Raw genomic sequence first — 21,574 nt, 5'->3', positions numbered from 1 at the left:
CAGTCACTTCGCATCGACCAGTTCGAGCCGGCGGTGGGTGTAGTACGCGGCGCACGCGCCCTCGGACGACACCATGGTCGCGCCGAGCGGGTTCCTCGGCGTGCACTCCTTGCCGAACGCCTCGCACAGGTGCGGCTTGATCAGGCCCTGGAGTACCTCGCCCGACCGGCAGAGCGACGACTCGGCGGTGTGGATGCCGGTCACGTCGAACCGCTGCTCCGCGTCGAACGCCCGGTACTTCTCGGAGAGCCGCCAGCCGCTACGTGGAATCGCCCCGATGCCCCTCCAGGTCCGGTCCGTCACCTCGAAGACATCGGCGAGCATCTCCATGGCGGGTAGGTTGCCCTCGTCGCGAACGGCCCGGGGGTAGGCGTTCTCCACCTCGTACCGGCCCGCCTCGAGCTGGATGATGGTCCGGCGGACGCCTTCGAGGATGTCCAGGGGCTCGAAGCCGGTGACCACGATCGGCACCTTGTACTTCTGGGCCAGCGGCGGGTACTCGGCCGTTCCCATCACGCTGCACACATGACCCGCGGCCAGGAACGCCTGCACCCGGCAGGTCGAGGATTCCATGATCGCGGCGATCGCGGGCGGGACCAGTACGTGGGAAACCAGCAGGGAGAAGTTGCGCACCCCGAGCTTCTTGGCCTGGTACACCGTCATGGCGTTCGCGGGGGCGGTGGTCTCGAAGCCGATTCCGAAGAAGACGACCTCGCGGTCGGGGTTCTCGCGGGCCAGTTTCAGCGCGTCGAGGGGCGAGTACACCACGCGTACGTCGCCGCCGGCGCTCTTGACGGAGAACAGGTCCTGGCTGCTGCCGGGCACGCGCAGCATGTCACCGAACGAGCAGAAGATGACGCCGGGGCGGGCTGCGATCGCCAATGCCCGGTCGATCATCTCCAGCGGGGTGACACAGACGGGACACCCAGGTCCGTGGATCATCTCCACGCTGTCCGGCAGGAGTTGGTCGATGCCGTGTCGGATGATCGAGTGGGTCTGGCCGCCGCAGACCTCCATCATCGCCCACTTCCGGGTGGTGGCCGCGTGGATCTGGTCGATCAGCTTCTTCGCGAGATCCGGGTCGCTGAACTCTTCGAGGTACTTCACAGGCCGGCTCCTTCGGGGGATGCGCTCTGCTGAGCTGCGCGTTCGAAGCCGTCGCCGAACTCCTCGGCGAGGATGCCGAGGCGCTCGAAGTTGGCGAGGGTGTCCTGTGCCGACCGTTCGTCGAGTCGCTGGATGGCGAATCCGACGTGCACGACGACGTATTCACCGACGGTCACATCAGGGATGTACTGGAGGCACACCTCCTTGCGCACCCCGCCGAAGTCGACCTCGGCCATCACCGTGCCGTCGACTTCGGCGGTACTGAGGACACGCCCCGGAACAGCCAGACACATGGTCCCTCTTCTCTGTGGATCCCTCTTGGGGTACGGGTTGCCGCGGCGTCAGCCCGATGCGGCGATCATGAGCTGGCCCAGGGCGATCCCGCCGTCGTTCGGCGGGAGCAACCGCGGCCGCAGGACGGTGAAGCCTTGCTCCCTCAGGCCGCGTTGGGTCGCTTCGAGCAGTACGGCGTTCTGGAAGACGCCGCCGCCCAGGGCCACGGCATCGAGGCCGGTGTCCGTGCGGCACAGGTCCGCGAGGTCGACCACCAGAGCGGCGACCGCGGCGTGGAAGCGCGCGGCGATCAGCGCGGCGGGAACACCGGCCCTCACGTCGGACACCACGGCCCGCACGACCGGGCCCGGGTCGGCGACGGTGGGTTCCTTTCCCGTACCGGGCCGGATTCCGAAGCGGTGGCCGCCCTTCGGCGTTGCGAAGCCGGCTGCCGCGGAGCGGGCCAGGGCCTCCAGTTCCATAGCTGCCTCCGCCTCGTAGGCCACCTCGTGCCGTACGCCGGCCAGGGAGGCGACCGCGTCGAAGAGCCGGCCCATGGACGACGTGGGCAAGCAGCCGAAGCCGGTGGCGAACTGGTGTGCCAATACGCCGCGTTCAGCGGGTGGGCAGGCCCGGACCGCGGGCAGGTCCTCGTCCCAGGGGATGCCCGCCGCGTGCAGATGCGCGAGGGCCATCCGGTACGGACGGAGGACACTCGCGTCGCCTCCGGCCAGCGGTACGTAACCGAGGTGCGCGGCCCTGTGGAACGACGCGTAGCCGGCCACCAGGACCTCGCCGCCCCAGGCCGCCCCGTCGTCGCCGTGGCCGGTGCCGTCGAAGGCGATGCCGATCACGCGCTCGTCCGCACCGAGGCCGTGCTCCGCCATCACGGACGCGATGTGCGCGTGGTGGTGCTGCACCGTGCGGACCGGCCGTCCGGCCGCGTGGGCGCGGGCCCAGTCGCCGGAGCGGTAGCCGGGGTGGCGGTCGGCCACCAGCCCGGCAGGCGCGACCCCGGTGAGGTCCTCCAGGTGCTTCTCGATCCGGGTGAGCGCGTCGACCGTGGACAGGTCGTCCATGTCGCCGATGTGCTGGCTCAGCCAGGCGTAACGGCCTTCGGCCACCGCGCAGGTGTTCTTCAGATCGGCGCCCACGGCGAGCGTCGGGGGAACGTCGAAGGGCAGCGCGAGCGGCAGCGGGGCGTATCCGCGCGAGCGGCGGAGCGGCAGTTCCGCGCCGGCCGCGAAGCGGCTGACCGAGTCGTCGCACGGCACATGGATCCGCCGGTCGTGCCGGAGCCAGGCATCGACCAGCGGGGCGAGGACGGTCAGCGCGTCCCCGTCGTCCGTGACGATCGGCTCGCCCGACAGATTGGCCGACGTCATCACCAGTACGTCCGGGCCCGGCCGGTCGTCACCGATCCCGAAGAGCAGGACGTGCAACGGGGTGTACGGAAGCAGCAGTCCGAGCTGGGGACTGCCGGGTGCCACGGCTTCGGACACCCCGGCCCCGGGCCGGTCAGTGTGCCGGGGGAGGAGCACGATCGGCCGGCGGCCACAGGTCAGGAGCTCTTCCTCGTCCACCGTGAGGCTCACCAGTTCCCGCGCGACGTCGAGGCCCGGGACCATGACCGCGAAGGGCTTGCCGCCGCGCCGTTTGCGTCGGCGCAGCTCGGCCACGGCGTCGTCGTTGCGGGCGTCGCACACCAGGTGATAGCCCCCGAGGCCCTTGACCGCGACGATCCTGCCGTCGGCGAGGAGCTCCCGCGCGGTCCGCAGCGCGTTCGCATCGTGGGACGGGGACACACCGTCCTTGCCGACGAGTTCGAGCCGTGGTCCGCAGTCGGGGCAGGCGATCGGCTGGGCGTGGAAGCGCCGGTCGCGCGGATCCTCGTACTCCGCCCGGCAGGTCCCGCACATCTCGAAGTCCGCCATCGTGGTGGCGCCCCGGTCGTACGGAAGGCCGGTGACGATCGTGAAGCGGGGGCCGCAGTGCGTGCAGTTGATGAATGGGTGGCGGTGGCGCCGGTTCGTCGGGTCGCCGAGCTCGTCGAGGCAGTCCCGGCAGGTGGCGATGTCGGGCGAGACGAGCGTTCTGGCCCGGTCGGATGTGCTGGTGGAGCGCTCGATGGCGAAGCCCGTACCCCCGCGCGTCGGCTGTTCGCTCGTGCGCACGTCCTCGACGACCGCGAGCGGCGGGGCGTCGGTACGGAGCCGGCGGCCGAACTCCTCCACGGCCTCGGCCGGTCCCTCGACCTCGGCGAGCACTCCGTCGCCGGTGTTGGTCACCGAACCCGTGAGCATCAGCTCCGAGGCGGTGACGTAGACGAAGGGCCGGAAGCCCACGCCCTGCACGACACCGCGCACCTCGAACCTTCGCCGGATCCGCTGCTCCCGGCCCCGGCCCATCATCTCCAGGCCCGACAGGGCCTCCCGGGCCTTCGCGCGGTCGATGAGCTCGACGGCGAAGCCCATGTGGAGAAGCACCCAGTCGTCGCAACCGGGTGCCTCGTCGAGCATGCCGATGTTGACGCGGCGTCGGGCGCCCTCCACGTCCACCAGAGCCAGCTGGCCCGCATACCCGTCCACGATCTCCACGACGCGGCCAGGGATTCCTAGGCACATGATCAGGGTCTCCGGGGTTCGGCGCTGTTCAGGGACGCGGCCGGCACGAGCTGCCGGACCAGGGTGTGCACTGCCTGGATCGCCTCGGGCACCGCCTTGTCGACGGCTTCGCTGAGCCCGATGCCCTCCTCGACACCGGCGGGCGTGCAGCCGACGAGGTAGGTGAGCGGAAGAGTACCGCCCAATTGATCCAGGTTTGCAAGGACAGCTACCGGATTCATCCCATGAGCGTCGAATTCACCCGTACCGAGGTCCTCCACGCCGATGCGGAGCACCGTCACCTCCCCGGGTACGCCGCCCCCCGGGTACGCGTCGACGAGGACCAGCGCGTCGTACCCGTCGAGCAGGTCGTACGCGAGATGCATGCCGCGGATCCCGTAGTCCACCACCCGGGCCTGCGGGGGCATCCCGTCGGCGCGGGCCAGCCGGCGTACGACCTCCGGGCCGAAGCCGTCGTCGCCGAGGAACAGATTGCCGATGCCCGCCACCAGCACCCGGGCGGCCGTGTCCGGTTCCTGCGTCATCCTCGGCTCAGCCGCCACCGGACTGGAGGTCGGGCGATTCCGGGTCCTGGGGCTTCTTCGGCTGTACGGAGGTGTCGGAGCGCTCGTCCGAGGTGCCCGAGGGGCGGTCGGCCGGGCCGGCCGACGGTTTGTCCGAGCCGGTGTCGCGGGACCCCTTCGGGCCCCGTTCCTCCTGTGGCTCCTCCTCGACGCTGCTGTTCTTCTCCGGTGTGTCCGCCATGGGGTGCTCCTCACTCACATCATTCGGATCGGGGGATTCACATCGAACGGATTCGCAGGTAGCGGCGGATGTCGGGGATCGACCTGATCCCGACCCCCACGGCGACGAGCGCCACGGCCGCCGCGACGCCGACGGTGATGATGCCCAGGTTCTTCACGATTGGTTCTCCTCTCGGTGCTGCGCCGTCTCCTCGACGGACAGGGGTGTCAGCTCGTCGGGCGCGAAGTAGAAGTAGCGGCCGTACCAGTCGTGCAGGTCCGAAGCCGGGTCGTCGACAAGGACCAGGGCGACGTGCGTACCGCCGTCCACGTCCGCGAGAACCGCGGTCACCCGGGCCACCTGGCCGGCGAAGAACAGGTCCTGTGCGTCGGCACGCCGGGAGGGATGGACCCGGACCAGGCTGCCCTTGGCCACCCTGACCCCGTCGATCATCACCGCGTCGCTTTCGGGCCGCACCGAGGCATCGGCCGCCGGGTCCCACCAGGGTGCGCCCGCGGTGTCGAAGGCGGCGGGCTCGACGTCCCGGACGTCGGCCGCCTGCCCCGCGAGCGCCGCCGGCTGGGGCGGGTGGGGGTCGCGCAGCAGTCCGTGCAGCTGCTGGAGGTCGGCGGGCGACATGCCGTCGCACCGGTCGATGATCTCCCGGGCGCGGGGATCGGTGGCCCGGGCCTCCGCCTTCTCCTCCTCCGTCATGGTCATGACTCGGAGGGTGAGGATCTCGTCGATCTCGGTCGAGTCGAACAGGGCACCGGGGCTCTGCTCGGCGACCTCCGGGTAGTCGTACAGGATGATCGGCGCGCCGAGCAGGGTGTCTGTCGTCCCCTTCGGGCCGACCAGCACGGGCCAGCACCTGCGCTGTCGGCAACGGCCGGCGGCTGCCGCCGCCCCGGCGGGCGGTTCGAGCAGTGAGACGAACTCGGCGTCGTGCGCGCGGATCAGGAGATGCGCGCCGATCAGCGAGGACCGGATCGCGGCGTCCTTGGTGGCGGCCGGCTCCGGGTGCTCGTTGCGCACCGCCACGGAGAGGCGTACGTATCCGCCGTCGACGACGGGTCGCGCACGGACCCGGAACGCCAACGGCAGTCGGCGCCGCACGATCCGGCCCACCTCCACGCCCTGCGCGTCGGTCACAGGCTCGATGTCCTCACCGCCCGGGACCCGGTGGACGGCGTCCGCCTCCTCCGCCAACGGCAAGGCCGTCAGGACGACTTCCTGTTCGACCGCCTCGTCCCAGGACATCACCGACACCCCGTCGACGGTGAGGTGGTCGACCGGTGCCTCCACTCCGTCCTCGCCCATGGTCCGTACCTCGCGGACCTGGAGCTGGAGGAAGCGCAGATGCACGGTGACGGCCGCCGGCCAGTCGTTCGGTGCCAGCAGGCACTGCATCTCCATCTCCGGCTCCTCACTGAAACTCGCCCCCGTGGCGTGCGGCGGGCCGAGGACCCCGAACTGCCAACGTGAGCGGTTCTTGTGCGAGCTCGCTCGGTACGGGTAGAGGAGGTACCCCTCGTAAAGGACGGCGTCGGCGATCGAACGCACCTGGTCAAGGCTCACAGGACCACCTCGTCGTGCTCGGCCAGGAGGGCCTGGACCGTCTCGTCCCAGCTGATCAGCCCGCGCCGGGCCCGGAAGTCCGCGAAGCGCGCGAGCACCTCGTGGTCCAGCCTGATCCACCCGGTGTTCGGGAAGTGCGCCGCCACCATGCGCCGCCACACCTCGACCGGCATCGAGTACCGGGCTTCGCAGTCCCACGGCACCTGCTCGACCCCGAAGCCCTTGCTGCCGCGGGTGAAGACCGTGCCGGAGAACATCAGGGCAAGGGGGACCGAACCCTCTCCCAGTGCGTGCAGATAGCGGGAACCGATCACGTCGAAGTCGTATGTGCAGGGCAGGGCGAGGTCGACCTCGGTCGTGCCGCTGAACCCCTGCACCGTGGTGTCGCAGCTCATCCACTGGAACGGCTTCAAGGTGTCCGTCCAGCGGTCCCGGCCGCCGAACAGTGCCACCAGCCCGCTCTGTTCGGCATCGTCGTAGTGGCGTCGCTGCGGCTCGATGCGGACCTGGCAGTGCAGCGCGATGGCGTGGATGCGCCGGCCCGTCCGCTCCTCGATCCGCAGTCGAGCGGTCAGCTGCGGCGCGGCCGTGTACGGCTCGGCGAAGACGTCGAGCACGGAGAACGCGAAGTCGTTCACTGCGCTCCGATCCCGGCGGCGGGCCGGCTGCGGTCCGCCACCCGCGCGAAGAAGTCGTCCGTCGCGGCCCGCGCCTCGGAACCGCCGTCGAACCCGCGCCACAGTGTGCGCAGTTGCCCCACCAGTTCGTAACAGGCGTCGATCGGCACCAGATGGCACGATCCGCCGCTCCCTTCCGTGCGCCGGATCAGCAGCGCCTCCACGTCGGGACGCAGCACGGTGAGTTCCGGGCTCGACTCGACGACGGCCGCCCAGGCGTCCAGCGGCAGCTCCGACTCGGTGGCCCCGGCGGGGCCCGGGTAGAACGCGACCATGCGGTCCATGACGGAGTTGTGGAACAGGAAGGCGAGCCCCACGGGAATCTGTAGTTCGTCCCAGGCACGCCCGTCCACGGTCAGCCCGTCGAAGTGCAGATAGCGCTCGGGGACCGCTCGGTAGCGCAGCTGTGCCCCCTCGTCGGTGAACAGCAGATAGCAGGCCCGGCAGCCGCACATCAGGGCGCGGCTGTCGAGGTTCACCACATGGGGGTGGCCCTCTCCGATCGGCGCCGCACACATCTCGCAGCGCTCACCGGCAGGCGGCTGCGGCCGGTTGCGTGTGAGGCGCAGCAGGGTTGATGCCGGGGAGGCGGAACGGCCGGCCGCGATCACGGCGCCACCGCCGCGGGCACCGACACGGAGACCGTGGCACCGTCCGACAGCAGCGGCAGCGGGGCCAGGTGCACACCGTCCTCGTCGAGGCAGACCCCGGCCCGCCGCACGTCGTAGTGCGCACGGCACACGGCGCAGCGAAGGATCGCGTCCCCGGGCCCACCGCCCAGCCGCCGCGTCAGCGTGGCGCCCTCGAACGGCCGCTCGCAGCGCGCGCACCGGTCCTCGAAGGCGAGGAGGTCCGCGCCCACACGGCAGACCACCACCGGCATCCTGCCGACTTCCACCCGGATCACTGCGCCGGACTCCAGCCCCGACAGCTCCGGCACGACTTCCCAGGAGGCGCCGTCGTCGCCGGCCGCAGCGTCCGCGTGCAGCCGGGCGAACAGAGAGTCCACCGGCACCAGCGGCCCCGCCGCACCGGCATCCTCGTCGGCCGCGGTCTCGACCTCGATCGATGTGATCTCCGGAGCCGCCGCCTCCACCGCCCCCTGCACGGCCAGCTTGAGCGTGACCGAGGACGAAGGGCAGCCGTCGCAACTGCCCAGCAGCCGCAACCGGACAGTGCCGTCGTCGGTGACAGCGAGCAGCTCGACATCACCGCCGTGCGACCCCAGATACGGCCGCACACTCTCCAGCGCCTGCTCGACCCGGGTCTCCACGCCGTACGGGTGCAGCCCGTGGACCAGCAGGACGCTGGCCACCAGGTCGTCGCCGGCCAGGGCGGCCAGGACGTCGTCGTCCAGCCGCCCCTGCTCGTGCACGAGGTCGAGCAGCCGTTCCAGCCCGGCGCCGTAGAAGTCGGCGACGAGCCGGACCAGTTCCTCGCTGCGTTCGCGGGCGACCGCGCCGCCCGAGCCGCTGGCGGCGATCAGGGTGTCGATGCGATCACCGGTCGCCCGCCAGTCGGGCGCGGCCGGGGATTCCTCCTGCGCCATCACTCACTGCCCGCGGACTGGGTGGGGGAGTGCAGGAGTTCCAGCTTCTTGCCCTCGCCGAGATACATGTGCACGCCGCAGGGCAGACAGGGGTCGAAGCTGCGCACCGTGCGCATGATGTCGATGCCCTTGAAGTGCTCCCGGTCGTTCTCCTCGAAGATCGGTTGGCCCTGCACGGCGTCCTCGTAGGGGCCGGGAGTGCCGTACGTGTCGCGGGGGCTGGCGTTCCAGGGAGTCGGCGGGTACGGGTGGTAGTTGGCGATCTTGCCGTCCCGGATCACCATGTGGTGCGAGAGGACACCGCGTACCGCCTCGGTGAACCCGCAGCCCACACCCTCTTCGGGCACCTCGAACTTCTCCCAGGTCTTGGTGTTTCCCGAGCGGATCTCCACGAGCGCCTTCTCCGCGAAGTGGAGCGCGCAGGCGGCCGCGTACGCCTGGAAGTAGCTGCGCGCCCGGTTGCGCTCGATGGTGTTGCTCCACTTCGGGACGTGCCACTCCAGCTCCACCGGCCCCTTGAGTGCGGTCTTGGGGAGGTTGATCTTGACGCTGTGGCCGGTGGCCTGGATGTAGCCGATGTCGACCAGGCCGGCCAGCGCGGTGGTCCACAGCCGCGCGAGCGGCCCGCCGCCCGTGTCGAGAGCCAGGTAGTCCTTGCCGTCGAACCACCGGGGTGACATGACCCAGCTGTACTTGTCGTCCAGGTCCCGCTTCTGCGGCTGCGGGTTGGTGTGCTGGTTCCACGGGTGGCGCCGGTCGACCGGATTGCCGAGCGGGTCGTGGGAGACGAAGGTCTCCTGCTCGTCCCAGTCGTTGTAGTACGACGAACCGAGCAGGATCCGGATGCCGAGGTTGATCTTCACCAGGTCGGTGGTGACCAGCTTGCCGTCCACGACCACACCGGGGGTGACGTACATCTTCCGTCCCCAGTCGGTCATGTCCTTGTACTCGAAGTTGCAGTACTCCGGGTCCTGGAAGGAGCCCCAGCAGCCCAGCAGGATCCGCCGGTTGCCGACCTGCTCGTACCCCGGCAGGGCTTCGTAGAAGAAGTCGAAGAGATCGTCGTGCATCGGCACGACCTTCTTCATGAACTCGACGTACCGCTGGAGCCGGGTGATGTAGTCCGTCATCAGCTGAATGGTCGCCACGGTGCCTACGCCGCCGGGATAGAGCGTGGAGGGATGGACGTGCCGGCCCTCCATGAGGCAGAACATCTCGCGGGTCATACGGCTGACCTGGAGCGCCTCGCGGTAGAACTCGCCGGTGAACGGGTTCAGCGACCGCATGATGTCGCCGATGGTCTTGTACCCGTGGGCGTCGGCGTGCGGTGAGGGGGTGCGGTTGGCCTGCTCCAGCACCCCGGGGTTGGTCTCCGCGACCATCTTCTCGCAGTAGTCGACCCCGACCAGGTTCTCCTGGAAGATGTTGTGGTCGAACATGTACTCCGCGGCCTCGCCGAGATTCACGATCCATTCGCCGAGGTGCGGCGGCTTCACCCCGTACGCCATGTTCTGCGCGTAACAGGAACACGTGGCGTGGTTGTCACCGCAGATTCCGCAGATGCGACTTGTGATGAAGTGAGCGTCCCGCGGATCCTTTCCCTTCATGAAGACCGAATAGCCGCGGAAGATGGAACTGGTGCTGTGGCACTCCGCGACCACCTTCTGCTTGAAGTCGATCTTCGTGTAGATGCCCAGGCTGCCGACGATCCGGGTAATGGGATCCCACGCCATTTCGACCAGGTCGTTCTTGCCCCGGCCTCCTCCGGCACCCTTGTGCTGCGTCGCGGTCATTTGTGCCGCCTCATCTTTCTGTCCGTTGCGGTGACCAGCGGTCACTTACCAGGTGCGTGTGGCGCCGGTCTTGAGTTCCCTGCCGGGCTTACGCCATTTCGGTTCGCGGTCCAGGGTGTGGGTGGTGATGTGGCGCAGGCGCCGCATCGTCGACCCGTACAGGCCGACCGCGTTGGTCGAGAGCTTTCCGCCGGGGGGTTCGTCCATGAACGGCATGAACTTGTCCGGGAACCCGGGCATGGTGCAGCCGATACAGATCCCACCGACGTTGGGGCAGCCGCCGATGCCGTTCATCCAGCCGCGCTTGGGCACGTTGCACTTGACCGCGGGACCCCAGCAGCCGAGCTTGACGATGCACTTCGGTGAGCCGTACTCCGTCGCGAAGTCGGCCTGCTCGTAGTAGCCGGCCCGGTCACAGCCCTCGTGAACCGTCGACCCGAACAGCCACGTCGGCCGCAGCGCGTCGTCGAGCGGGATCATCGGAGCCTGGTCGGTGGCCATGTAGAGCAGGTAGGTGAGCGTCTCCGACAGGTTGTCCGGCTGGATCGGGCAGCCGGGGACGCACACGATCGGGATCCCGGCCTTGGACTTCCAGTCCCAGCCCAGGTAGTCGGGGACCCCCATAGCGCCGGTCGGGTTGCCCGCCATGGCATGGATGCCGCCGTACGTCGCACAGGTACCCACCGCGACGACTGCTGTGGCCTTCGGGGTGAGCCGGTCGAGCCATTCGCTGGTGGTCATCGGCTGACCGGTGGCCGGATCGTTGCCGAATCCGCACCAGTACCCGTCGTCGTGCAGTTTCTCGTTCGGGATGGATCCCTCGACCACCAGGACGAACGGTTCCAGCTCTCCGCGATCGGCCTTGAAGAACCATTCGAGGAAGTCGTCCGCACCGCCGTTCGGGCCGCACTCGAAATCGATGAGGGGCCAGTGGACAGCGATCTTTGGAAGGCCGGGCAGGGCGCCGAGCGCGATCTCCTCGATGCTCGGCTGAGTGGCAGCAGTCAGCGAAACGGAATCGCCGTCACAGCTGAGTCCTGCGTTGATCCACAGAACATGGATCAGTGTGTCCTCGGCCTCTACTGCTTCCTTTGTCGGCATGGCAGAGCCGCCTTTCAGGATGACGGCCTACCGGCCATCGGCCCCCACGGATGGGTTCGCGCACATTGGTACCATCAGGCCTCGAATCAAGCGCTCCGGCAACACGGAGAATTCATCGCTCTGTCCCTGGTATTCGGGAGCCGGATGACCGCACACAATGGGCCGGTCGGGTGATCCGGCCGGGATATCGGTCCGGTCGGAAGGCGATACGGGCCCGCCGGAGCCCTACGGTCGGAGCCACCCGCGGGAGAACGAGGCACTGGTGCACGAGCTGGCAATCACGCAGAGCGTCGTCGACTCGGTGTGCGAACGCGCCGCGGGGCGCCCGGTCCGTTCGGTCCGTGTCCGCGTCGGCGTGCTCACCGCCGTGGTGCCCGACTCGATGCAGTTCTGCTTCGGCCTGGTCGCTGAGGGAACGGTCGCCGAGGGGGCGCGGTTGGAGATCGACCAGCCGCCCGGGGCCGGCCGCTGCCGCACCTGTGCCATCGAGTTCACCCTGACCGACCTGATTCTGCTGTGTCCCTGCGGCAGCGCGGATGTGGAGATCACATCGGGACAGGAACTGCAGATCGTTTCCATGAAAGTGGGCTGACCCATGTGTGGTAACTGCGGCTGTTCCGGGGAGTCCGGCGGGACCAGGATCGTGATGCTGCGGCAGGACGATGCACCCGCTCACACACATCCGCATCCGCACACTCATCCGCACGAGACTCTTCAGCCGAACGGCGACGGTGAGACCGTCACCATCGAGCAGAAGGTGCTCGCCAAGAACGATCTCCTCGCGGACCGCAACCGGACGTGGATGACCGGCCGCGGCGTGGTGGCCGTGAACATGATGAGCTCACCGGGCGCAGGCAAGACCACCCTGCTCGAACGCACCATCAGCGACCTCGACGGCCGCCGGCCCATGGCCGTCATCGAGGGGGATCAGGAGACCGGACTCGACGCCGACCGGATCAGGCGCACGGGCTGCGCCGTGGTGCAGGTGAACACCGGGGCGGGATGCCACCTGGACGCGGAGATGATGCGGGACGCCCTCACGGCGCTGTCCCCGGCCGAAGGCTCACTGCTCATGGTCGAGAACGTCGGCAACCTGGTGTGCCCCGCCCTGTTCGACCTGGGGGAGCGCACCAAGGTTGTGATCATCTCGGTCACCGAGGGCACGGACAAACCGCTCAAGTATCCGTACATGTTCGCCGCCGCCGACCTGATCCTGATCAACAAGGCCGATCTGCTGCCCTACGTGGACTTCGACGTCGAACAGTGCGCGCAGCACGCGCGCTCGGTGAATCCGGACGTGCGCGTGCTGACGGTCTCCGCGACCACCGGGGAGGGCCTGGCCCACTGGTACGACTGGCTGGCGGAACAGTGGTAGCCGCTCCACTGTCGGGGCGCGGTCAGCCTCGTGGGGGGCGCTGAACCGCGATGCCGGACGCTGGGCGTTCCTTGCGTACGAACGCCCGGCGCAGGCCATGGTACGGATGGTGCGGGTCCGCGAAGATGCGTCGCATGCGGACGAGCTCGGCCTCGCGGTACGGGGCCAGGTCGACCCGGTCCCGCTCCGCCTTCTTCGCGTTGATGCGGGACGGCAGCGCGGGCAGCGCGGTCAGGTGTGAGGCCAGCGCCCCGACCTCGGAGTCGAACGACCGTGGGTCGCATGCGATCACCCTGTCGATCAGCCCGAGCCGGCAGGCCGCCGTGGAGCTGACCGGCTGAGCCTCCTGCATAAGCCGGTCGGCTGTTGCTGCCCCCACTCGCCGTGGCAGCGTGTATGTCCAGTACTCCGATCCGTACAGCCCCATCAGGCGGTAATGCGGATTGAGTACCGCACCCTCCCTGCACCACACCTCGTCGGCGGCGAGAGCCAGCATCACCCCGCCCGCCGCGGCATTTCCGGACAGGGCGGAGACGACCAGCCGGTCCGTGGTGGTCAGAACCGCTTCCACCAAGTCGTCCATGGCATTGATGTTGGCCCAGGACTCGGCGCCGGGATCCGACGACGCCTCGATCACGTTGAGGTGGATGCCGTTGGAGAAGAAGTCCCGGCCACCGCCGATGACCAGCACCGAGGTGGGCCGAGAACAGGCGAACCGGTAGGCGCTGAGCAGGCGTTGACACTGCTCCGTGCTCATCGCGCCCCCGCGGAACGAGAAGGACAGGAAGCCGGTCCCGGCCTCCTCCCGGTAGCCGATCTCGGACCAGGTGTCCTCGTGCCCCGCCCTGTGCAGCGGAGCCGGCCGCACCGGTACGGCGGACAGTCGCCCGGCCAGCGCAGACGTGGCAGGGAGCTTGAAGGTGGCCGGACCGCCCGGCGCACGCCGGGGCCGCAGCTCGGGGATCCACACCGCGCCATCGGTGGTCGCCCGGCAGATCGCACCGTCCCGGGTGGCCACCAGTTCCCCCGGCCGTCCGCTCAGCCGGGGCTCGGGGTGCCCGCCGTGCAGGAACCACTCGTCGCCGAGCAGTTCGTCCAGTACGCCGGGCTGGGAGTCCGCCGCCCTGAGCTTGCGGACCACTGTTGCTGTGGAGTCCGACCGCCAGTCGATGCGGCGCGAGGACTGGCGGAACAGGGGGCGGAGGCCTTCGCCGGCGCCGGAGGTCTGCGGAGCCGGGGTGTACGTTCCGGACGCGAAGCGACCGACGGCCAGGAGCACCGCCTCCGCGGCGGCGTCCGAGACTTCGTTGCGGTACAGATCGCTCTTGCCCACCGGGGGCAGCGAGCAGGAAGCGGTGGCCCATACGTCGCCGGCGTCCATCTCCGCATTCGCCTGCAGGACGGTCACGCCCCAGTCGCTCACGCCCTCGTGGACGGCCCAGTCGAGGGAGGAGGGCCCTCGGTCGCCGACCGGCCCCGGATGAACGATGAGACAGGTGTGAACCGACCACACGTCCCTCGGAAGCGCAGTCTTGAGGTACGGCGCCACTACAAGGTCCGGGCATTCCCGGTGCACGGCCTCCCGGACGGGGTCGTCCCCGTGCGCGAGCTGCACGGCCACGGAGTGTCCGTGGTCCCTGAGCTCGGCCTGAACACGTTGGGTGAGGCTGTTGAATGCGCTCGCGACAAGCAGGATGTGCACGGCGATCTCCCGGTGGCTGCGGTCGTCCCGATCGAGGGTGAGCGTGCATTGCTGCTCGCCGGGACGGACCCGGCCGGAACATGCCGGGATTTCACTCGAAAGCGCACGCAGCGGAAGGGAACGAGGTCCGTCCGTCAACCGATTCGCTGTCGGCGACGTGGTAACGGCCACCGCTGGGCTGCCGAGCCGTCGAGGGTGTCACATGCCGTACGGAGCCGGGTGGGTTCCGACGCTCCTGCATACTCCGGCGGTGCAGGCGTCCGACCCGCCGCAGGACCCGGCCTGCCGAACGGCTCGACGTCAGCCCGTACTACCTCACGCAAGCCGGCTGACACAGGTGCTCACCCCGGCAGCTCCGCATCAGCGCGCACCTGGGCGCCGCACTGCCCTGTCCGGGGCTCCCCACCACGCGTTGAGTCACGGATGGAACCGCCACCGGCCTTCAGAAATGACATCCACCTCGCCGTCCCTGACGCGAACGGCCGTCTCGTCGTCGATGAAGTAGATCGGGAAGTCCGCCCGCGCGGCGATGCGATCAGCCCAGGCGTCGCCCCGCTCGGGGAAATCCGGCGAGTACAGGTGGGGCTTGAGATACCAGTCGAAGAGGCCGAACGGCGGCTCCACGGTCGTCGCGCCGAGCACGTGGAGGTCCGTGGTGTCCCCGATGACGTCGGCGGAGTGTCCGGTGAGATTACGGCTGAAGATCATTGATCCGGCGCTGACCCCCACATAGACCCGGCTCGACAGCGCCTCCAGGAAGCCGTCGGCCAGGCCGTTACCGGTGATGCTGCGCGCGAGGTGGTATTGGTTGCCGCCCTCGACATAGATGACGTCGGCGTGGAGCAGCCGGTCGAGCACCATCTGCCGGGGCAGGCCGTTCAGCTCCAGGACGTCGAACTCCCGCCAGCCGAGGCCGTGCAGCCGGTTCATGTCCGCGACGAACCACCCGTGGTCCCCGGGCTCGGCGACTGATGCCGTGGGAACGAACACGATGTTCGCCGATCCGAACGGCTTTCCCAGCATGTCCCGCAGCGCATCCCGCAGCGTCTCGTTGCGCAGGCCACTCGCCGTCAACAGAAAGTTCATCGGGCGAGCCAAGCACGGCTGACGGACGCGCGCAAACGAACCCAGGATCCACCGATACCGTCATGGCATGGCCGCATCAGGAACGCGCACTGCCTCCGTCGCCTGCACACGTCACGATGGAGCGAGCGGTCAGTCGAGGATGATCGGATTGGTGAGTGCGGCGACGTGCCCGTTGGGATGGCGGACCTCAATGCGAACGAACGCCGAGTGCTCCGGCGTCGTGTCCCACTGCACCACGCCCGCCCCGTCAGCAGGGAGAGACGCCCGGTGAACCTTCCCCCGATCGGTGTGGAAGCTGACGGTCCCCGCCGGCGCACCTCGTACTGCTGCCTGCACTTCCGCCTGCCCACCAAGAGTCGCGAGCCGTTCTCCCACCCCGACAACGCGGCCATCGGCATTGGCGGTGAACGACACGTCCACGTCTGCCGACTCGGCGATCCAGCTGCGGCCGGCACGAATTCCGGCCAGGACCGCCTCGGTGCTCAGCTCTTCAGCGAAGACCACGGTGTGAGGGATGCCGATCTGCCCTTCCAAGTGGGTGTCGCTGTTACCCATCGCCGGCCGCCAGGAGCCCGTGCGGATGTCCGCCGCGAGGCTCCGCCCCCACTCCGCCAGAGCCGCCTCGTTGTCAGCATTCCAGGGCCGGTCCGAAGTCCACAGTCCGTTCCACACCTCCACCACGTCGAAGCCCCGAAAGGGGAACATGAAGTCCCCCGATGGGTAGGGCGCATGCGGGTGCGCGGCCACGCACAGGCCCTCTACTCGATGGACCTCGTCCAGGCGCTTATCGACCAATCCGTCCCTGACCTGGTGGTTCCAGTCGACGACCTTGCCTGGATCGATGCCGAGCGCGAGCCAGTGCCCGGTCTTCGTGGTCACTTCCTCACCGAGAACGATCAAGAAGTCATCGGTGGCCAAATGTCCCCATGCACCCGGGGCCGCGGCTGAGTTGTGCTCCGTTGTCGCGATGAAGTCGAGCCTGGCGGCGTGCGCCCGAACGGCCAACTCTTCAGGGGTGAGTTCCCCGTCCGAGTGGACGGAGTGGACATGGCAGTCCCCGCGGTACCAGGCCGCCCCGCGTCCGACCGCCCGCGCCGACGGGAAGCTCAGGCTCGACAAGGTTCTCCCCTCAAAGTCCTGTCGAGCCAACGCGCAGGCAGGGCAAGCGGTTCCGTCGCACCACTGAGCACCATCTCAGCCGAAAGATCAGACCGAGATCTCATTTTGAAACGATCAGTTGGTCAGCAGTCATAATCAGGAGCGAGGGCAGGCAGCGACGCCGGTGCCCCGGTGTTGCAACTCATGCCTGATCGAGCCGGCTTGCAAGGTGAGGGCGTTCGACAGCGAACCCAGCCGTTTCGGCTTTTGTGACAGTGAACCTAGTCGTGCGAAGTGTGCACGCGGGGGGTGTTGTACGGCCGTACTGGCTGGGAGGGGTACGCCATGACAGTCTCGTTGTGACGGGCTGCCCCCGGAGAACGTGATCCCCGAATGCTGGGCTCAGCTCGTTGTGGAGGGTTGTGTGGCGTCGGCATCTTGGGTGGCGGCCCAGGACGCGAGGAGGCGCAGGCCCTCTTCAGAGGTGGAACCGGGTTCGGCGGTGTAGATGGTCAGAGTGAGGCCGGGTTCGGCTGCCATCTCCAACCCTTCGTGGGCGAGGGGCAGCTCGCCGACGGCCTGGTGGGGGAAGCGCTCGGTGCCGATAGCCGGTGCCGTGGTGGCGGACGTTGTGGGCGCCCCAGCGGGTGCGGAAGTCGTCGCTGCGGCAGCGTCCAGTGCAACCCAGGTCAGCGGCGGGGTAGCACGCCCAGGAGGGTTGCGGTCAGGGCCAGCTTCAAGTAGTCCCTCAGCTCCAAGTGGAAGCGGGCCAGGTCGGGCTCGGCCTGGTAGGCCGCCTGCAGGCTGGGTGGAGGTGTGCTGTACGCCGACAGCGCGCCGGCCATGACCATGGTTTGCAGGCTGAACAGTGTTGCGTTCTCGCCCAGCTCCGGCAGGTACTTCTGGATCAGCGCGGTCATGGTTGTCAGGCGGTCCAGAGAGGCGCGCTTGTAGCGTGCTACGACCTCGACGGAGACGTTGTGTTCCAGGACGCTGCCCTGTGCGCCGAAGAGGTCGCACAGCACCACTCGGCCGGAGAGCGAGCGGCTGAGGATCTCGGCCACCGCTGCCGCTCGCTCGGTCATGGGTAGATTTTCGTCGATGCCGGCGGCCAACTCGCCTGCCAGTTCAGTCAGCCACTCCTGCAGGAAGTGGTCCAGCAATTCCAGCAGCACCGCCTCGCGAGACTCGAAGTAGCGCAGCACGTTCGGCTTCGCCAGGCCTACCCGGCGGCTGAGCTCGTTCAGGGTGACCGCGGCCACAGGCATCTCGTCGAGCATCGCCGACGCCATGTCGAGGATCGCCCGTCGGCGGATCTCCCGCTGCTCTTCGGTTCGCGCCCGCTGGAAAGTCACGATCGCCAGCCTAACTTAGGTACCTGCGGTACGTTGACAACATACCGAAGGTACTTTAACGTTGTCGGCACAAGATACCTTCGGTACGTTAGCTAGTTGGGGGCCTGACATGAGCGAGAAGTGGAAGACGGCGAACATTCCGGACCAGCGCGGGCGGGTGGCCGTGGTGACCGGGGCCAACACCGGACTGGGGTACGAGACCGCCAAGGCGCTCGCCGAGCGCGGGGCGTCCGTGGTGCTCGCCGTGCGCAACGTCGAGAAGGGTGAGCAGGCCGCGGCCCGCATGACCGGCGACGTGACCGTGCAGGCGCTGGACCTGACCTCGCTCGACTCCGTCCGGACCGCGGCGGCGGCACTGCGGTCCCGGCTCGACCGGATCGACCTGCTGATCAACAACGCCGGCGTGATGTACACCCCGAAGCAGACCACCCGGGACGGCTTCGAGATGCAGTTCGGCACCAACCACCTCGGCCACTTCGCGCTCACCGGGCTGCTGCTGGACCTGATGCTGCCGGTGCCCGGCTCGCGCGTGGTGACGGTCAGCAGCACCGGCCACCGCATCCGGGCCGCGATCCACTTCGACGACCTGCAATGGGAGCGGTCGTACGGCCGGGCCGGCGCCTATGGTCAGTCCAAGCTGGCCAATCTGATGTTCACGTACGAGCTGCAGCGCCGGCTCGCCACGCACGGCACCACCGTCGCGGTGGCCGCGCACCCCGGCATGTCCAGCACCGAGCTCGCCCGCAACACCCCCGCGGCACTCCGGCTTCCGCTCACCTGGCTCGCGCCGCTGATCACCCAGACGCCGGCGATGGGCGCGCTGCCGACCCTGCGCGCCGCCACCGACCCCGCCGCGCTCGGCGGCCAGTACTACGGTCCCGGCGGACGCAACGAGGTCATGGGCCACCCCCGGCTGGTCACCTCCAGCCCGGAGTCGTACGAGATAGCCGTCCAGCAGCGGCTGTGGGCCGTCTCCGAAGACCTCACCGGGGTGAAGTTCCCCGTCGTTCAGTCCAAGCAGGCCTCGTTTCCCTCCGGATCGGCCACCACGATGTAGCCCGCGCTGCTGTCCGTTCTGGACACTGTCCGGCTCGGGTAGCCGCAACTACCCCGGACCACGACAGCAGGGGATTTCGTCAGCGAACGCGGGCGCGGCCGTTGCGCCGGCACGACCTCACCGACCACGCCTTGCGCGGCATGGCCCGTTGGTCGCTTCCCCCGAAGCCGGACTCAACGTGCAAGCGACTACGGTCCTGGCGTCGCTGCCGCTTTGGGATCCGCAGCGTTCAAGTCGCGCACGCCTACCGCCGTTACCTGCCAAGCCATTTGGTGATCGATCGGCCACGGTCCTTCGGGGCCCGCGCTCCCTCTGTACGCCTATCGTCCGGCGGGAGCGTGGGAGACCGTCAGGAACCGCTGTGTTCGGGTTCGGAGTTTTCGGCAGCGGGCCTCCCACGCTTCGCGTTGAGCGGATATCGGGGGGAGGGATGCGATGGCTTCGATGGGCCGACCTTGCCTGATCAGGAACACTGTCAGAGCATTGGGCGTGTCGGGACCGTGCCCGGTCGAGCGCCGGTCCGGCCCACGACTGACTCGGACTGGTAGGTCCAAGACGCGCAGCGTCGTTCACAGCGCCGGAGGTGGTTCGACCGCCGAGGAAGCCGCGATCGTGGGTCCGGCTGGAATGACTCCCGTCATGACCTCCTACCCGCCCGCACGTGCCGAATCCCCACGGGCCCGGAACAGCACGAGGGGTTCCAGGAAGTCTGGCAGGCCCGGGCCCGTGGAACCCGGCGTCATCCGGCACGACAGCCGACGCGCGCCCCTGACCGGCACCGCCCCGTACAGGGATCAACGCGACATCACGCAAGACCAACCGGCAGTCGCGATGCAAGGCACCCCAATGGCCCCAATTTTGGCCCTCTGTTGAGCACGTCGCCATCACTGTCATTAGCGTCGCCCCTAGACGGAGGGTCCGTCGTGATCAATTCGGACGGAGTTCGTCACAACCTCAGGTGCCTTGCCTTTGTGATCCCACCCAACGGGTCGCCGTCCGGCGGCTTCGGACAGACCTGGGCGGCCCTGACTTTGTGCACTCCCACAAACATGGAGGCGACCATGGGCTTCGCCGGCCGGCCCTTCGTATTCCTCGCCCTTACGGTTCTCGGCGGCTCTGCCGGGCTGGCTCTCATCGGACCGGCGTCGGCCGACGTAGATCCGCAGAAGACGGCCGCGACTGCGACAACCCACCCTGCCGACGGTTCCTCGGCGAAAAGCCGCACCATCCGCTTGGAGGCCCGGCTGCAAGTCGGCGAAGAGCTGGACCTGGGTGCAACCGGCCGCAGCGTCGGCGACCAGTTCATCTTCAGTGGGAATCTGGTGTCGCCCGAGGGGCCAGAAGAACGCCTTGTCGGACGCTTCGGCGGGTTCTGCGTCATCATCGACCTCGAACGCAACGCGGGACAATGCTCGTCAACCGCGGTGCTGCCGGAAGGACAGATCACCCTCCAGGCCGAGCAAGCCGGAATTCCGGTACCGAGCCCGGTCGTCAACGCGATCACCGGAGGCACCGGGGAGTTCCGTAAGGCGCGTGGCCAGGTGACACAGCGGGTGCTGACGTCGGCGACCTGGCAACTCACATTCGAAGTCTTCGACGTGCAGCCTCATCGGACCGGGGACGGTCGCAGTCCGTCCGAGGTGCCGATGCCCATGCCTCCGTCCTTCCCCGGCAAGTAGTTGCTCAGGCGGTATCGACGCCGCCCGGGATGCAGTGGCGTGAGAGCAGCAGTTTTCGCCCGCGTCAGGTATTCGACAGTCCCTGTCATAGGCCCGTCCTGTCATGGCGCTTTCCAGAAGTCAGCGCCACACCATGCGGAGGTGCGTCATTTCGAATCAACGTCGGCATAGCCCACTGGCCTTCCGCACACTCACGAGCTGGGGCGTCGCCCTGGCCACCGCCACGGCCACCATGGTCACGATCGGCGCAACCACCGGTGGCCCGCCGAACCCTCTGCCAGACGACCCCCAGACCCGCCCGACGGCCGGTCAGGGGAAGGAACCGCAGACCGAGCCCCAGGCGACAGAGCGCCGACGGATCGCCACATCGGTCCTGGACAGGGACTTCAAGTTCACCCTCACCGCTCTGAGGTCGCAGAACGATCCGCTCGCGGCATCCGTGCGCCTCCAGGTCTTCACCTTCAAGGACGGTGCGTGGAGAGAATCGGACCGTGCTCTGGTCGGCGAGGTGGACGCCTGGTTCTGGTTCCCGCTGACCGGCCGCCACGCGGTGTGCGAGTTCTCCACCGCCGGCACGGAGCCCGCGCCGGTTGCCGTCAGCCTGCTGATCACGCCATCGATCGGTTGCTCACCGACCGAGAACTTCCAGATCGAGAACGGGCAGATCATCCCCGCCTGACCCGCAGTGCAGCAAGACGTAGCTGGGGCGGGCCGGCGCAAGCTGCGGCATCTACGACGCCCAAGCGATGCACAAGAGCAGCTCACACCGAAGGGCCCCGATCCTGGGGGATCGGGGC

General features: G+C 68.5%; 21 protein-coding genes and 1 pseudogene. 5 read left to right on the top strand and 17 right to left on the bottom strand.

Features of this window, described 5'->3' with window-relative positions; genetic code table 11:
- Positions 1 to 3 precede the first annotated feature (3 nt).
- The 12 genes from hypD to ACFWFI_RS08735 are packed head-to-tail and all read right to left on the bottom strand — an operon-like array spanning position 4 to position 11,425.
- On the bottom strand, positions 4 to 1,107 hold the full coding sequence (hypD, locus tag ACFWFI_RS08790) for a hydrogenase formation protein HypD (RefSeq protein WP_387387252.1): 1,104 nt from the start codon (positions 1,105 to 1,107) through the stop codon (positions 4 to 6).
- Entirely contained in the window at positions 1,104 to 1,400 is a 297-nt protein-coding gene (locus tag ACFWFI_RS08785) for a HypC/HybG/HupF family hydrogenase formation chaperone (protein ID WP_387387250.1), read from the bottom strand. Before ACFWFI_RS08785 ends, hypD begins: the two co-directional genes overlap by 4 nt.
- 48 nt (positions 1,401 to 1,448) lie before the next feature.
- A complete protein-coding gene (gene hypF, locus ACFWFI_RS08780; RefSeq protein WP_387387248.1) occupies positions 1,449 to 4,004 on the bottom strand; it encodes a carbamoyltransferase HypF in 2,556 nt (851 codons plus the stop codon).
- Positions 4,005 to 4,006: 2 nt separating this feature from the next.
- Positions 4,007 to 4,528, bottom strand: a complete 522-nt coding sequence (locus ACFWFI_RS08775) for a hydrogenase maturation protease (protein ID WP_387387247.1) — start codon at positions 4,526 to 4,528, stop codon at positions 4,007 to 4,009.
- 7 nt (positions 4,529 to 4,535) lie between these two features.
- Positions 4,536 to 4,748 carry a hypothetical protein gene (locus tag ACFWFI_RS08770; RefSeq protein ID WP_387387245.1) on the bottom strand — a complete coding sequence of 71 codons (213 nt, stop codon included), beginning with the start codon at positions 4,746 to 4,748 and terminating at the stop codon, positions 4,536 to 4,538.
- A gap of 37 nt (positions 4,749 to 4,785) precedes the next feature.
- Positions 4,786 to 4,905 carry a DUF6893 family small protein gene (locus ACFWFI_RS08765; RefSeq protein ID WP_387387244.1) on the bottom strand — a complete coding sequence of 40 codons (120 nt, stop codon included), beginning with the start codon at positions 4,903 to 4,905 and terminating at the stop codon, positions 4,786 to 4,788.
- On the bottom strand, positions 4,902 to 6,305 hold the full coding sequence (locus ACFWFI_RS08760; RefSeq protein ID WP_387387242.1) for a hypothetical protein: 1,404 nt from the start codon (positions 6,303 to 6,305) through the stop codon (positions 4,902 to 4,904). Before ACFWFI_RS08760 ends, ACFWFI_RS08765 begins: the two co-directional genes overlap by 4 nt.
- Positions 6,302 to 6,943 carry a DUF6084 family protein gene (locus ACFWFI_RS08755; RefSeq protein WP_387387240.1) on the bottom strand — a complete coding sequence of 214 codons (642 nt, stop codon included), beginning with the start codon at positions 6,941 to 6,943 and terminating at the stop codon, positions 6,302 to 6,304. Before ACFWFI_RS08755 ends, ACFWFI_RS08760 begins: the two co-directional genes overlap by 4 nt.
- On the bottom strand, positions 6,940 to 7,593 hold the full coding sequence (locus ACFWFI_RS08750; protein WP_387387238.1) for a DUF5947 family protein: 654 nt from the start codon (positions 7,591 to 7,593) through the stop codon (positions 6,940 to 6,942). Before ACFWFI_RS08750 ends, ACFWFI_RS08755 begins: the two co-directional genes overlap by 4 nt.
- Positions 7,590 to 8,531, bottom strand: coding sequence for a NifU family protein (locus ACFWFI_RS08745; RefSeq protein ID WP_387387236.1), 942 nt, complete (start codon positions 8,529 to 8,531; stop codon positions 7,590 to 7,592). Before ACFWFI_RS08745 ends, ACFWFI_RS08750 begins: the two co-directional genes overlap by 4 nt.
- On the bottom strand, positions 8,531 to 10,324 hold the full coding sequence (locus ACFWFI_RS08740) for a nickel-dependent hydrogenase large subunit (protein WP_387387235.1): 1,794 nt from the start codon (positions 10,322 to 10,324) through the stop codon (positions 8,531 to 8,533). The genes ACFWFI_RS08745 and ACFWFI_RS08740 overlap by 1 nt, the downstream gene beginning before the upstream one ends.
- A 45-nt stretch (positions 10,325 to 10,369) precedes the next feature.
- The gene (locus ACFWFI_RS08735; RefSeq protein ID WP_387387233.1) at positions 10,370 to 11,425 is read right to left on the bottom strand and encodes an NADH-quinone oxidoreductase subunit B family protein; all 1,056 of its coding nucleotides are present in this window, start codon (positions 11,423 to 11,425) and stop codon (positions 10,370 to 10,372) included.
- A 262-nt stretch (positions 11,426 to 11,687) separates the two neighbouring features.
- On the opposite strand from ACFWFI_RS08735, the gene ACFWFI_RS08730 reads away from it, so the two are divergent.
- Both ACFWFI_RS08730 and hypB read left to right on the top strand, forming a co-directional pair.
- The gene (locus ACFWFI_RS08730) at positions 11,688 to 12,017 is read left to right on the top strand and encodes a hydrogenase maturation nickel metallochaperone HypA/HybF (RefSeq protein WP_387387232.1); all 330 of its coding nucleotides are present in this window, start codon (positions 11,688 to 11,690) and stop codon (positions 12,015 to 12,017) included.
- 54 nt (positions 12,018 to 12,071) lie between these two features.
- A complete protein-coding gene (hypB, locus tag ACFWFI_RS08725) occupies positions 12,072 to 12,800 on the top strand; it encodes a hydrogenase nickel incorporation protein HypB (RefSeq protein ID WP_387387230.1) in 729 nt (242 codons plus the stop codon).
- 22 nt (positions 12,801 to 12,822) lie between these two features.
- Here the strand turns inward: hypB and ACFWFI_RS08720 are convergent, their stop codons facing one another.
- The 5 genes and pseudogenes from ACFWFI_RS08720 to ACFWFI_RS08700 all read right to left on the bottom strand — a co-directional run bounded on the left by ACFWFI_RS08720 (position 12,823) and on the right by ACFWFI_RS08700 (position 18,041).
- Positions 12,823 to 14,502 (bottom strand): hydrogenase maturation protein, encoded by a 1,680-nt coding sequence (locus ACFWFI_RS08720; protein ID WP_387387229.1) that lies wholly within the window; start codon positions 14,500 to 14,502, stop codon positions 12,823 to 12,825.
- 417 nt (positions 14,503 to 14,919) lie between these two features.
- Positions 14,920 to 15,588: a peptidase E gene (locus ACFWFI_RS08715; RefSeq protein ID WP_387387227.1), complete on the bottom strand. Its 669-nt coding sequence runs from the start codon at positions 15,586 to 15,588 to the stop codon at positions 14,920 to 14,922.
- A gap of 129 nt (positions 15,589 to 15,717) precedes the next feature.
- Positions 15,718 to 16,707 (bottom strand): CehA/McbA family metallohydrolase, encoded by a 990-nt coding sequence (locus ACFWFI_RS08710; RefSeq protein WP_387387226.1) that lies wholly within the window; start codon positions 16,705 to 16,707, stop codon positions 15,718 to 15,720.
- Between the two features lie 381 nt (positions 16,708 to 17,088).
- A pseudogene (locus ACFWFI_RS08705) lies at positions 17,089 to 17,353 on the bottom strand (transcriptional regulator); the annotation flags it as partial.
- A gap of 22 nt (positions 17,354 to 17,375) precedes the next feature.
- Complete coding sequence (locus ACFWFI_RS08700; protein WP_387387225.1) at positions 17,376 to 18,041, bottom strand: TetR/AcrR family transcriptional regulator; 666 nt, start codon at positions 18,039 to 18,041, stop codon at positions 17,376 to 17,378.
- Positions 18,042 to 18,150: 109 nt separating this feature from the next.
- On the opposite strand from ACFWFI_RS08700, the gene ACFWFI_RS08695 reads away from it, so the two are divergent.
- From ACFWFI_RS08695 to ACFWFI_RS08685, 3 genes are all read left to right on the top strand, one after another.
- A complete protein-coding gene (locus ACFWFI_RS08695) occupies positions 18,151 to 19,098 on the top strand; it encodes an SDR family NAD(P)-dependent oxidoreductase (protein ID WP_387387223.1) in 948 nt (315 codons plus the stop codon).
- A 1,061-nt stretch (positions 19,099 to 20,159) separates the two neighbouring features.
- Positions 20,160 to 20,777, top strand: a complete 618-nt coding sequence (locus ACFWFI_RS08690; RefSeq protein WP_387387221.1) for a hypothetical protein — start codon at positions 20,160 to 20,162, stop codon at positions 20,775 to 20,777.
- Positions 20,778 to 21,009: 232 nt separating this feature from the next.
- Positions 21,010 to 21,456, top strand: a complete 447-nt coding sequence (locus ACFWFI_RS08685; protein ID WP_387387219.1) for a hypothetical protein — start codon at positions 21,010 to 21,012, stop codon at positions 21,454 to 21,456.
- The last annotated feature ends 118 nt before the right edge of the window (positions 21,457 to 21,574 follow it).

This window comes from Streptomyces sp. NPDC060209 (assembly GCF_042728155.1).
GTDB lineage: Bacteria > Actinomycetota > Actinomycetes > Streptomycetales > Streptomycetaceae > Streptomyces.
The sequence above is the reverse complement of the archived record's forward strand: the minus strand, read 5'-3'. Positions and strand labels throughout refer to the sequence as shown.

Bases quoted from the DNA above. Each gene is read 5' to 3' on its own strand.
- ACFWFI_RS08715 (WP_387387227.1), bottom strand. From the start codon at position 15,588: ATGAACTTTCTGTTGACGGCGAGTGGCCTGCGCAACGAGACGCTGCGG.
- hypF (WP_387387248.1), bottom strand. From the start codon at position 4,004: ATGTGCCTAGGAATCCCTGGCCGCGTCGTGGAGATCGTGGACGGGTAT.
- hypB (WP_387387230.1), top strand. From the start codon at position 12,072: ATGCTGCGGCAGGACGATGCACCCGCTCACACACATCCGCATCCGCAC.
- ACFWFI_RS08770 (WP_387387245.1), bottom strand. From the start codon at position 4,748: ATGGCGGACACACCGGAGAAGAACAGCAGCGTCGAGGAGGAGCCACAG.
- ACFWFI_RS08775 (WP_387387247.1), bottom strand. From the start codon at position 4,528: ATGACGCAGGAACCGGACACGGCCGCCCGGGTGCTGGTGGCGGGCATC.
- ACFWFI_RS08740 (WP_387387235.1), bottom strand. From the start codon at position 10,324: ATGACCGCGACGCAGCACAAGGGTGCCGGAGGAGGCCGGGGCAAGAAC.
- ACFWFI_RS08785 (WP_387387250.1), bottom strand. From the start codon at position 1,400: ATGTGTCTGGCTGTTCCGGGGCGTGTCCTCAGTACCGCCGAAGTCGAC.
- ACFWFI_RS08695 (WP_387387223.1), top strand. From the start codon at position 18,151: ATGAGCGAGAAGTGGAAGACGGCGAACATTCCGGACCAGCGCGGGCGG.
- ACFWFI_RS08735 (WP_387387233.1), bottom strand. From the start codon at position 11,425: ATGCCGACAAAGGAAGCAGTAGAGGCCGAGGACACACTGATCCATGTT.
- ACFWFI_RS08690 (WP_387387221.1), top strand. From the start codon at position 20,160: ATGGGCTTCGCCGGCCGGCCCTTCGTATTCCTCGCCCTTACGGTTCTC.
- ACFWFI_RS08745 (WP_387387236.1), bottom strand. From the start codon at position 8,531: ATGGCGCAGGAGGAATCCCCGGCCGCGCCCGACTGGCGGGCGACCGGT.
- ACFWFI_RS08685 (WP_387387219.1), top strand. From the start codon at position 21,010: ATGGTCACGATCGGCGCAACCACCGGTGGCCCGCCGAACCCTCTGCCA.